Here is a 10,097-nt window from a genome sequence, read left to right as displayed (position 1 = left end):
CGCCCGGTTACATTCCGAACCCGGAAGCTAAGCCTCACAGCGCCGATGGTACTGCAGGGGGGACCCTGTGGGAGAGTAGGACACCGCCGGACTTCTTTTAAGTGAAATGGCCACCCAACGCTGGGTGGCCATTTTGCGTTTACAGGGATAGGAATCATCATGCCGGAAGAGCAAGAGCGCCGTCCGCGTCGCGACAACGACAGTGGATCGCGCAGTCAGCGCCCTTCCGGTGGTCGGCCGAACACAGGTCGCGATGGTGGAAGTGCTCCGCGTCGTGAAGGTGGCGGTTACAACCGGGACAGCAGCAGTGCGCCTCGTCGTGAGGGTGGCTATAACCGCGATGGCGGAAGTGCTCCGCGTCGTGAGGGTGGTTACAACCGCGACAACAACAGTGCCCCGCGTCGCGAAGGTGGCGGTTACAACCGCGACAGCAACAGTGCCCCCCGTCGTGAGGGTGGCTACAGTCGCGATGGTGGTAGTGCCCCTCGTCGTGAGGGTGGCTATAACCGCGACAGCAACAGTGCCCCCCGCCGCGAAGGCGGCGGTTACAACCGCGACAACAGCAGTGCTCCCCGTCGTGAGGGTGGCTACAACCGCGACGGTGGTAGTGCCCCTCGTCGCGAAGGCGGCGGTTACAACCGCGACAGCAACAGTGCCCCGCGTCGCGAAGGCGGCGGTTACAACCGCGACAGCAACAGTGCCCCGCGTCGCGAAGGCGGCGGTTACAGCCGCGACAACAGCAGTGCGCCGCGTCGTGAAGGTGGCTACAACCGCGACGGTGGCAATGCTCCCCGTCGTGAGGGCGGATTCGACAGAGATCGGGCCCCGCGTCGCGATGACAATGGCCGTTCCGGTGCACGCTCGTACCCGCAGCGCGGGGGAGCGGATCGCGAGCGACCCGCGCATGCCGCACAGGAGCGTCCGCACTTCGATGAACCGCTTATTCCAGACGAGGTCACCGAACGCGACCTCCACACTTCTGCGCGCAATGAGCTGAAGACCCTGAGCAAGGAGAACGCGGAGCACGTCGCTCGGCGCCTGGCTATGGCTTCGAGGCTCATTGACGAAGACCCCGCACTCGCTCACGAGCACGCACTTGCTGCGTCGCGTCGCGCCGGTCGCATCGCGATCGTTCGCGAGACGCTGGGAATTACGGCGTATGCGACTCATGACTTCGCATTGGCCCTTCGGGAGCTGCGGACGTACCGTCGCATTTCCGGCAAGGACGACCAGATCGCCTTGATGGTCGACAGCGAGCGTGGAATCGGTCGGCCCGATCGCGCACTCGAGACCGGTCGCGCCGTCGACCGTTCCGCGCTGTCCACGCCCGTTCGCGTTGCTCTGGCGATCGCGATGTCGGGAGCCCGGCTCGACCAGGGCGATCTCGAACTCGCCCTCGGAGAACTCGAGATCCCCGAGCTCGATCCCGACCGTGCCTTCGAGTGGAGCCCCGCGCTCTTCGCCGCCCGGGCCGCAGTGCTCGAGGACCTCGGGCGCGACGAAGAGGCGTCCTTCTGGTCGCACCGTGCCGAGGTGGCTGCGGAAGCCCTCGGCGTGGACGAAGCCGGAGACGAGGAGATCTTCATCGAAGACGGACTCATCGAAGGCGAGTTCGCCGACGACGAGTTCGCGGACGATGAGACGGCGACCGCCACGCCCGTCGTCGATGCATCCGCTGATGCTGATGCATCCGCTGATGCTGATGCCGTCGATGAGGTTTCCTCGGATGATGAATCCGTCGATGAGGACTCTGACGACGACGATTCCGCTGCGGAGGCGGAGCCGTCGGTCGAGGATGAGGTGCGCGAACTCCTGGGGGAGTCCGACGACGACCCTTCGAACACGGAGGCGTAGTGGCGTTGTTCTCGCGCAGGCGTGCAGCGGTGACCCCTCTGGACGGCGTCGACACACTGCTCGCTGACTTGGACGGGGTGGTCTACGCCGGGCCGGGCGCTCTGCCGCATGCGGTGGAGAGCCTGAACGCAGCCGCGCAGAATGCGCGACTCGGCTACATCACCAACAATGCCTCGCGCACGGATGCGTCGGTGGCGGCGCACCTGACGAGCCTCGGTCTCGACGTCGCCGCAGAGGATGTCGTCACGAGCCCGCAGGCCGCCATGCGCCTTCTGGCCGGCATCGTGCCGGCGCCGGCGACGATCATGGTCGTCGGCGGCGACGGGCTGGTCGACGAGCTCAACAAGGCCGGCTACACCGTCACGCGCAGCGCCGAAGATTCTCCGCGCGCTGTCGTGCAAGGGTTCGCGCCCGAGGTGGCGTGGACCGATCTCGCCGAGGCGGCCTTCGCCCTCCAACTTCCGGAGGACGAGGGTGGCATCCCGTGGATCGCGACGAACACCGATTGGACGATCCCGCGCGAGCGCGGCGTCGCGCCCGGCAACGGCACGCTCGTCTCGGCCGTCCACACGGCGATCGGCCGCCTGGCGACGGTCGCAGGAAAGCCGGAAGCACCGATCTTCGAAGAGGCACTCGCTCGCTTCGGCGCGCAGAAGGCCCTCTTCATCGGGGACCGGCTCGATACCGACATCATGGGCGCATCCCGCGTCGGCATCGATTCGGTACTGGTCCTCACGGGGATCGACCGACCGAAGCACGTGCTCGCGGCGCCGGAAGGGTCGCGTCCGACCTACATCCTGAGTGATCTGCGGGAACTGCACCAGCCGTATCCCGAGGTGATCGAGCGCGATGGCATCTTCCACGTGAACGGTGCTGCCGTGCGCGTGCGCGGAGCCGACGTCGAGATCATCGCCGAATCGGGGGAGCAGATCGACCTGCTGCGCGCCGGCGCCGCCGCGATCTGGGCATCCGGTACCCCGGTGTTCGTTCTTCGCGTGCCCGAGCGCCTGTACGCCGATCCCTTCCACCGTCCCTGAGCGAGTTCGCCGTGGCGACGACGCGTGTCGGGAGCCCCGCGTACAGTAGAACCGTGAGTGAAGAGACGACGAGCACGCCGACCGATGGTCTGTGGAGTCGTCTGCGCCTGATCGAGGGCCAACCGCTCGCCGCGCGCGCCGATGCGTATTCGGCGCTGCACGACGAGCTGTCGCGACGCCTGGAGAGCGGTGCCAAGCTCGACCAGCGGGAGACCCCAGGGCCCCGATGACGCGTCTCGACGCCGCCCTCGCTGCCCGAGGACTCGCCCGTTCGCGCAGCCACGCCGCCACCCTCATCTCCGAAGGCCTCGTCTCGGTCGACGGCAGGCCCGTCGTGAAGGCCTCCACCGCAGTCCTCGATACGACGGAACTCACGGTCGCCGCGTCCGATCACTACGTCGGACGTGCGGCTCATAAACTCATCGCCGGTCTTGACGGCTTCTCGATCCCTGTCGAGGGCCGTCTGGCGCTCGACATGGGGGCGTCCACCGGCGGATTCACGCAGGTTCTCCGGGAACGCGGAGCGCGAAAGGTCTTGGCGGTCGACGTCGGCCACGGGCAGCTCGCTCCGACGGTCGCCGCCGATGCGGGCGTCGTCTCGGTCGAGGGCTACAACGTGCGGTACATGACGCCGACGAATCTCGCGGAGGCGACCGGCGAGAACGCACTCCCCGACGTGATCGTCGGCGATCTGTCGTTCATCTCACTCGAGCACGTGCTTCCCGCCGTCGTCGGCATCGCGGCCCCTGATGCCGACGTCGTGCTTCTGGTCAAGCCGCAGTTCGAGGTCGGCCGCACGGCGGTCCGCGGGGGGCTCGTCACCGACCCCGCCACTCGAGCCGATGCCGTCGCACGCACGGTCTGGAGCGCATGGGATGCCGGCCTCGGCATGCGGGGCATCCTTCCTTCACCGATCCTCGGTACCCATGGGAATGCGGAGTACCTCGTGCATCTCGCGCCGGGGCGGGGCAGCAATCCGACAGAATGGTTGGACCGCATCAACGCACTGGCAGGAGGACGATGAACGAGCGCAGCATCCTGGTCGTCGCCCATGCAGGGCGCGCCGACACCGTGGCAGCGGCGAGGCGCGTAGTGGAGGCTCTCCGCAGCGCCGGAGCCCGACCGGTTCTCGCCCCTGACGACCGCACCGAGTTGGCGGCGGTCGATGCCGTGTTCGCCGACGTCGATGTGCTCGGCGAGACGGTCGCACCGACCGATCTGGAACTCGCGATCGTTCTCGGCGGCGACGGCACGATTCTCCGCGCTGCCGAACTGGTCCGCGACAGCGGGGCACCGGTTCTCGGCATCAACATGGGCCACGTCGGCTTCCTCGCGGAGATCGATCGCGACGATATGGACGACGCGGTTCGACGCGTCATCGCGCGGGATTACGAGGTCGAGGAGCGTCTGGCGCTCTCGGTACGGGTGAAAGACGCGCAAGGTCACGTCGTCTACGAGACGTGGGCGCTCAACGAGGCGACCGTCGAGAAGGCCAGCCGCGAGCGCATGATCGAGGTCGTCCTCGAGATAGACGGGCGTCCGCTCTCCAGCTTCGGATGCGATGGGATGGTCATCTCCACTCCCACCGGTTCGACGGCGTACAACTTCTCCGCCGGCGGCCCGGTGATCTGGCCCCGCGTCGAGGCGATCGCCGTGGTGCCTCTCTCCGCGCATGCCCTGTTCGCGAAGCCGCTGGTTGTGAGCCCGGATGCCGCGGTGGCGATCGAGATGCTCGAGCGCACCGACGGCTCGGGCATCCTCTGGTGCGACGGCCGGCGCTCGCACGAGCTCCCGCCCGGCGCGCGCGTGGTCGCCCGCAGGTCTTCTCGCCCAGTGCGCCTGGCCCGGCTGCACCCCAGCGCTTTCACCGACCGTCTCGTGCGCAAGTTCCAACTGCCCGTCGCCGGGTGGCGCGGACAGGAACCGGGAGCGCAGGCATGATCGAAGAGATGCGGATGCAGGGGCTCGGCGTCATCGACGACGCGGTTCTGCCCCTCGGACCAGGATTCACCGCGATCACGGGTGAGACGGGTGCGGGCAAGACCATGGTGGTCACGGGACTCGGTCTGCTGCTCGGCCAGCGCGCCGATTCCGGTGCCGTACGAGCGGGCGCTGCGCAGGCTTCTGTCGCGGGCGTCTGGATCGTTCCCGAAAGCGGCACGATTGCCGAGATCGTGGCGGATGCCGGGGGCGAACTGGAGCCCGTGAACGACGGGCGAGCCGAGCTCTACGTCTCCCGCACCTTGAGTGCAGAGGGGCGCAGCCGTGCGAGCGTCGGAGGCCGAGCCGCGCCCGCCGGTGTGCTCTCGGCCCTGGCCGAGGAACTCGTCGTCGTGCACGGGCAGTCCGACCAGCTCCGTCTGCGATCGGCCGCCGCTCAGCGCGATGCGGTCGATCGCTTCGGCGGCGTTCCGATCGCGCGGGCATTGCAGGCCTATGCGGCGTCGTTCGATCGCTGGCGGGGTCTCGACGCCGAGATCGTCGAGATCAGTGAGAACCGCGACCGCCGAGGCGATGAAGCGGCCCGCCTCCGGGAGGCGCTCGCGCTCATCGAGGCGACGGCCCCCGAACCGGGGGAGGACCAAGAACTCGCCGAGCGTGCCGAGCGCCTCGCCAACGCCGAGGAACTGCGCCTCGCCGCTTCGGTGGCCCACGGCGCCCTGGCGAACGAAGAAGGCGAACCGGATGCCTCGGCCCTCGTCGCGGAAGCGCGGCGTGTGCTCGAACGGGTATCCGACACGAAACTCGCCGAGATCGCTGCGAGCATCGCGGATGTCGGGTATCGCCTCGCCGATATCGCGGGCCTTCTCTCCGCGTATCTCGCCGATCTCGACGAGACAGGACCCCACGAGCTCGCGGCCGTCGAAGAGCGTCGCGCCGCCCTGAGCGTTCTGACGAGAGCGCACGGTTCACTGGACGAGGCCCTCGCCGTCTGGCAGACCGGCTCACAGCGACTGGCCGACCTCGATGACGACGGGGAACGTCTGGAGCGGCTCCGCGCGGAACGCGATGCCGTGCGCCTCGAGCTCGATGCGCACGCGGCAGAGCTCACCGCTGCGCGAACGTGCGCAGCGGTGAAGCTCGGAGAAGCCGTCAGCGAAGAGCTGCACGCGCTCGCGATGCCGGATGCGCGGATCGAAGTGGCCGTCTCCGCCGGTTCCGAGACCGCCCACGGGCGCGACGACGTGGCGATCCTGCTCGCTCCGCACCCCGGCGCAGAACCGCGTTCCGTCGCCAAGGGGGCGTCCGGCGGAGAACTCTCGCGCGTCATGCTCGCGATCGAGGTCGTGATCGCCGGCACCGATCCCGTACCGACGTTCGTCTTCGACGAGGTCGACGCCGGCATCGGAGGAGCCGCGGCGATCGAAGTCGGACGACGACTCGCCCGACTCGCAGAGAAGTCGCAAGTCATCGCCGTCACTCACCTCGCCCAGGTCGCGGCTTTCGCGACGAACCACCTCTCCGTCGTGAAATCCAATGATGGCGCGGTCACCGCGTCGAGTGTGCGCCGTCTGGAGGGGGTCGATCGGGAAGCCGAGATGGCCCGCCTGCTGTCTGGCCTCACCGATTCCGATGCCGCTCTCACCCATGCCCGAGAACTTCTCAGCCTCGGCGGCTGAGCGAACTGTTAGGATAAAAGCCCGTGATGAACTCTTTTTCTGCGGGACCCAATAACGACACCACCAAGCACATCTTTGTGACGGGCGGTGTCGTTTCGTCTTTGGGTAAGGGGCTCACCGCTGCGAGCCTGGGGAACCTGCTCACCGCCCGCGGTCTGCGCGTCGTGATGCAGAAGCTCGACCCGTACCTGAACGTCGATCCGGGCACCATGAACCCGTTCCAGCACGGTGAGGTGTTCGTCACCGACGATGGAGCCGAGACCGACCTCGACATCGGTCACTACGAGCGCTTCCTCGACATCAACCTGTCGGAGGCGGCGAACGTCACGACCGGCCAGATCTACTCGCAGGTGATCGCTCGTGAGCGCCGCGGCGAGTACCTGGGCGACACCGTGCAGGTCATCCCGCACATCACCGACGAGATCAAGCGTCGTATGCGTCTGCAGGCGACCGAAGAGCCGCGTCCCGATGTCATCATCACCGAGGTCGGCGGCACGGTCGGCGACATCGAGTCGCAGCCGTTCCTCGAGGCCGCTCGTCAGCTGCGCCATGAGCTCGGCCGCGACAGCGTCTTCTTCGTGCACGTCTCGCTCGTGCCGTTCATGGGGGCATCCGGCGAGCAGAAGACCAAGCCCACCCAGCACTCGGTGGCCGCCCTCCGCCAGGTCGGCATCCAGCCCGACGCGCTGGTGCTCCGCAGCGACCGCCCGGTCAGCGAGGGCAACCGCAACAAGATCGCGCTCATGTGCGACGTCGATGTCGAGGGCGTGATCAACACCGTCGACCTGCCGAGCATCTACGACATCCCGTCGACGCTGAACGAGCAGGGCCTCGACTCCTACATCGTCCGGCGACTCGGGCTCGACCAGAAGGCCGCGGATGTCGACTGGACCCGGTGGAACACGGTGCTCCACGCCGTGCACAACCCGAAGCACGAGGTCACGATCGGGCTGGTCGGCAAGTACATCGACCTTCCGGACGCCTACCTCTCGGTGACCGAAGCCCTCAAGGCCGGTGGATTCGCGCAGGAGACCAAGGTCAACATCCGCTGGATCCCCTCCGACCTCTGCGAGACGCCCGAGGGCGCACAGGAGCAGCTGTCCCAGCTCGACGGCATCTGCGTACCCGGTGGTTTCGGCATCCGCGGTATCGAGGGCAAGCTCGGCGCGCTGCGCTTCGCACGCGAGCAGGGCATCCCCACCCTCGGGCTCTGCCTCGGCCTGCAGTGCATGGTGATCGAGTACGCCCGTCACGTCGCCGGCATCGAGGGCGCGTCTTCCAGCGAGTTCGACCCCGAGACCTCCGAGCCCGTGATCGCCACGATGGCCGAGCAGATCGAGATCCTCGACGGCGGCGACCTCGGCGGCACGATGCGCCTCGGCCTGTACCAGGCTGCGCTGGCGGAGGGCTCCCTGGCCAGCGAGCTCTACGGTGCCCCGCAGGCATCCGAGCGTCACCGCCACCGCTACGAGGTGAACAACGCGTATCGCGATCGCCTCTCCGACGCGGGCCTGGTGTTCTCGGGACTCAACCCCGAGCTCGACCTCGTCGAGTACGTCGAGCTGCCGCGCGACGTGCACCCGTACTACATCGCCACGCAGGCGCACCCGGAGCTGCGGTCGCGTCCGACCGATCCGCACCCGCTCTTCCGTGGCCTGGTCGGCGCGGCCATCGAGCGCCACCGCGCAAGCGAGCTGTTCGATGTCAGTGCCGATGACTGACGATTCGGCGGCGATGCTGCGCGACGAACCCTTCGAGCCCGAGATCGTGAGCAGCGATCTCGGCTTCAAGGGGGTCGTCTGGGACGTGCGCGATGATCGGGTGCGGTACGGCGACGGCGAGATCCGTCGCCAGTACGTCGCGCACACCGGCGCGGTCGCGATTCTCGCTCTCGATGCAGAAGGCCGAGTGCTGCTGATCCAGCAGTACCGGCATCCGATCCGCCATCGCGACTGGGAGCTGCCCGCCGGTCTGCTCGATATCGCGGGGGAGGAGCCGCTCGAGGCTGCACGTCGTGAACTCGCCGAAGAGGCCGACCTGGTCGCCGAGCACTGGGAGCCGCTCGTCGCGTCGTGGACGACCCCGGGCGGCAACGACGAGCTGATCCACATCTTCCTGGCGGCCGGGCTCGCACCCGCCCCGGAAGCGCACGCGCGTGAAGACGAAGAGGCCGACATCCGCGTCGAGTGGGTGCCGCTGCAGTCGGCCGTCGACGCGGTGCTCGACGGACGGATGCGCAACGGCATTCTGGGCATCGGCGTGATGGCGGCGACGCTGAGGCTGCGCGACCGGGCCTGAGGATGCTGCTCGCCCGCGCGCTCGACGCCTATCTGCGTCACGTCACGATCGAGCGCGGCCTGAGCGAGCACACCGTATCGGCGTATCGCCGCGACCTCGGCGGGTACGTCGACTGGCTTCTGGCGGAGGGCATCACCGACACGGCGGACGTGACACCCGCGGTGATCGGCCGCTTCATCGCGGAGCGGTCGACGGCGGTGCCGCCGCCCGCCTCGACGAGCCTGGCGCGGCTGCAGTCGTCGGTGCGCGGGTGGCATCGCTTTCTCGCGCGGGAGGGGATCGAGCAGGACGATCCGAGCGGGCGCCTGCGTCCTCCGAAAGCACCCCGGCGGCTGCCGAAGGCGTTGACGATCGATCAGGTGGAGCGTCTTCTCGATGCTCCGTCGTCGGAGGAGCCGCTCGGCATCCGTGACCGCGCTCTGTTGGAGTTGCTCTACGCGACCGGCGCTCGCGTTTCGGAGGCGGTCGGGCTCGATGTCGACGATCTGTCTCACGGCGATGTCCTGCGGTTGCGCGGCAAGGGATCGAAAGAACGCATCGTGCCGGTGGGATCGTTTGCGCGCGCGGCGGTCGATGCCTATCTGACCCGAGTGCGTCCGGGGCTCGCGGCAAAGGGGCGCGCCTCGGCGAGGCTGTTCCTGGGTGCCCGCGGAGCGCCCCTGTCCCGGCAGAGCGCCTGGCTCGTGATCCGGTCCGCCGCCGAGCGTGCGCAGATCACGAGCGAGGTGTCGCCGCACACTCTGCGCCATTCGTTCGCGACGCATCTGCTGCAGGGTGGTGCGGACGTGCGCGTCGTGCAAGAGCTCCTCGGCCATGCATCCGTGGCGACGACGCAGATTTACACGCACGTTTCCGTCGATACCCTGCGCGATATCTACGCGACGTCGCACCCTCGCGCACGCTGAGGCGCGACGTGCGATGACAGGAACGGCGGTATGCCGGAAGCCTCCGAGTCGACCCAAAATACGGCGCAGGACCAGGGCGAAGTCTTGCGCGACTGCCTACGGTGAGAGCTCTGCCCCCGATCGTCCAGGGAGTTCTCTTATGCGTTCCACCGGTCCTCTCGCCGCCGTCGCGGTCGCGCCCCTGATCGTCACTCTCGCCGGATGCGCAGCAGCATCCGACGACGCACACGACGCGGCGAGCGCGGGCTGGACGACGCTCGAACAGGGCAGCTGACGTGGTCCGCCCGATTGAGCTCTTTCGCGTTTTGTCATCCTTTCGGGGGACGCGAGGATCGCTCCCGACTCTCTACTGTGGATACTTCCGGCCTCGGCCGATTGCACAA

General features: G+C 67.9%; 11 protein-coding genes and 1 rRNA gene. All 12 read left to right on the top strand.

Annotated elements, in window-relative coordinates; all coding sequences use genetic code 11:
- Nucleotides 1-92, top strand: a 5S ribosomal RNA gene (rrf, locus tag ACIOSY_RS12930); the annotation flags it as partial.
- Nucleotides 93-253: 161 nt separating this feature from the next.
- Nucleotides 254-997 carry a hypothetical protein gene (locus ACIOSY_RS12925; RefSeq protein ID WP_400853804.1) on the top strand — a complete coding sequence of 248 codons (744 nt, stop codon included), beginning with the start codon at nt 254-256 and terminating at the stop codon, nt 995-997.
- Nucleotides 998-1,044: 47 nt separating this feature from the next.
- A complete protein-coding gene (locus ACIOSY_RS12920; protein ID WP_400853802.1) occupies nt 1,045-1,854 on the top strand; it encodes a hypothetical protein in 810 nt (269 codons plus the stop codon).
- Nucleotides 1,854-2,891, top strand: a complete 1,038-nt coding sequence (locus ACIOSY_RS12915) for an HAD-IIA family hydrolase (RefSeq protein WP_400853800.1) — start codon at nt 1,854-1,856, stop codon at nt 2,889-2,891. The genes ACIOSY_RS12920 and ACIOSY_RS12915 overlap by 1 nt, the downstream gene beginning before the upstream one ends.
- Before the next feature lie 53 nt (nt 2,892-2,944).
- Nucleotides 2,945-3,121 carry a hypothetical protein gene (locus tag ACIOSY_RS12910; protein WP_400853798.1) on the top strand — a complete coding sequence of 59 codons (177 nt, stop codon included), beginning with the start codon at nt 2,945-2,947 and terminating at the stop codon, nt 3,119-3,121.
- Nucleotides 3,118-3,915 carry a TlyA family RNA methyltransferase gene (locus ACIOSY_RS12905; protein ID WP_400853796.1) on the top strand — a complete coding sequence of 266 codons (798 nt, stop codon included), beginning with the start codon at nt 3,118-3,120 and terminating at the stop codon, nt 3,913-3,915. The genes ACIOSY_RS12910 and ACIOSY_RS12905 overlap by 4 nt, the downstream gene beginning before the upstream one ends.
- Nucleotides 3,912-4,832 carry an NAD kinase gene (locus ACIOSY_RS12900; RefSeq protein ID WP_400853794.1) on the top strand — a complete coding sequence of 307 codons (921 nt, stop codon included), beginning with the start codon at nt 3,912-3,914 and terminating at the stop codon, nt 4,830-4,832. Before ACIOSY_RS12905 ends, ACIOSY_RS12900 begins: the two co-directional genes overlap by 4 nt.
- The gene (gene recN / locus ACIOSY_RS12895; protein WP_400853792.1) at nt 4,829-6,511 is read left to right on the top strand and encodes a DNA repair protein RecN; all 1,683 of its coding nucleotides are present in this window, start codon (nt 4,829-4,831) and stop codon (nt 6,509-6,511) included. The genes ACIOSY_RS12900 and recN overlap by 4 nt, the downstream gene beginning before the upstream one ends.
- A 26-nt stretch (nt 6,512-6,537) precedes the next feature.
- Nucleotides 6,538-8,232 carry a CTP synthase gene (locus ACIOSY_RS12890; RefSeq protein ID WP_400853790.1) on the top strand — a complete coding sequence of 565 codons (1,695 nt, stop codon included), beginning with the start codon at nt 6,538-6,540 and terminating at the stop codon, nt 8,230-8,232.
- Nucleotides 8,225-8,809 (top strand): NUDIX domain-containing protein, encoded by a 585-nt coding sequence (locus ACIOSY_RS12885; RefSeq protein ID WP_400853788.1) that lies wholly within the window; start codon nt 8,225-8,227, stop codon nt 8,807-8,809. The genes ACIOSY_RS12890 and ACIOSY_RS12885 overlap by 8 nt, the downstream gene beginning before the upstream one ends.
- 2 nt (nt 8,810-8,811) lie before the next feature.
- Nucleotides 8,812-9,714, top strand: a complete 903-nt coding sequence (xerD, locus tag ACIOSY_RS12880) for a site-specific tyrosine recombinase XerD (RefSeq protein WP_400853785.1) — start codon at nt 8,812-8,814, stop codon at nt 9,712-9,714.
- A gap of 139 nt (nt 9,715-9,853) precedes the next feature.
- On the top strand, nt 9,854-9,988 hold the full coding sequence (locus ACIOSY_RS12875; RefSeq protein ID WP_400853783.1) for a hypothetical protein: 135 nt from the start codon (nt 9,854-9,856) through the stop codon (nt 9,986-9,988).
- Nucleotides 9,989-10,097: the final 109 nt, after the last annotated feature.

The sequence above is a fragment of the Microbacterium sp. NPDC087665 genome (assembly GCF_044743285.1).
Taxonomy (GTDB): domain Bacteria; phylum Actinomycetota; class Actinomycetes; order Actinomycetales; family Microbacteriaceae; genus Microbacterium.
The sequence above is the reverse complement of the archived record's forward strand: the minus strand, read 5'-3'. Positions and strand labels throughout refer to the sequence as shown.

What these genes read in the sequence shown, in the direction of transcription:
- ACIOSY_RS12925 (WP_400853804.1), top strand. Translation starts at nt 254, where the DNA reads ATGGTGGAAGTGCTCCGCGTCGTGAAGGTGGCGGTTACAACCGGGACA.
- ACIOSY_RS12920 (WP_400853802.1), top strand. Translation starts at nt 1,045, where the DNA reads ATGGCTTCGAGGCTCATTGACGAAGACCCCGCACTCGCTCACGAGCAC.
- ACIOSY_RS12905 (WP_400853796.1), top strand. Translation starts at nt 3,118, where the DNA reads ATGACGCGTCTCGACGCCGCCCTCGCTGCCCGAGGACTCGCCCGTTCG.
- ACIOSY_RS12900 (WP_400853794.1), top strand. Translation starts at nt 3,912, where the DNA reads ATGAACGAGCGCAGCATCCTGGTCGTCGCCCATGCAGGGCGCGCCGAC.
- recN (WP_400853792.1), top strand. Translation starts at nt 4,829, where the DNA reads ATGATCGAAGAGATGCGGATGCAGGGGCTCGGCGTCATCGACGACGCG.
- ACIOSY_RS12890 (WP_400853790.1), top strand. Translation starts at nt 6,538, where the DNA reads ATGAACTCTTTTTCTGCGGGACCCAATAACGACACCACCAAGCACATC.
- ACIOSY_RS12885 (WP_400853788.1), top strand. Translation starts at nt 8,225, where the DNA reads ATGACTGACGATTCGGCGGCGATGCTGCGCGACGAACCCTTCGAGCCC.
- xerD (WP_400853785.1), top strand. Translation starts at nt 8,812, where the DNA reads ATGCTGCTCGCCCGCGCGCTCGACGCCTATCTGCGTCACGTCACGATC.
- ACIOSY_RS12875 (WP_400853783.1), top strand. Translation starts at nt 9,854, where the DNA reads ATGCGTTCCACCGGTCCTCTCGCCGCCGTCGCGGTCGCGCCCCTGATC.